Source organism: Photobacterium sp. R1 (assembly GCF_054600795.1).
In genome coordinates this window covers 1-293 of sequence record NZ_BAAHZP010000404.1, presented here as the reverse complement: position 1 = coordinate 293, position 293 = coordinate 1, and the positions used below count along the sequence as shown (strand labels likewise).

The 293-nt window shown below is 52.9% G+C and carries 1 protein-coding gene; it reads right to left on the bottom strand.

Annotated elements, in window-relative coordinates:
• The coding region (locus ACYP03_RS25625) for an alcohol dehydrogenase catalytic domain-containing protein (protein WP_459782624.1) at positions 1 to 293 on the bottom strand (293 nt) is incomplete at both ends.

Here is a 293-nt window from a genome sequence, read left to right as displayed (position 1 = left end):
GGTAACACTGTGTATTCAGAAAAAGTTGAGCAGCCCATATAGTGATAAATCGGCTCCCCATTGATTGAGAAACGCGTGGTGCCGTCCGGCATCAGACCTTTGCCCTGGGTTTCACGCACGGCCTGACACAGGTTGGTTTTACCCGAGGTACAGAATTTACATTCACCACACTCAGCGGTGTATAGCGGGATCACATGATCGCCCACGGCTACGCTGGTCACACCTTCACCGACCATTTCAACAATGCCACCGCCTTCGTGGCCCAGAATCGCCGGGAAAATTCCTTCCGGATC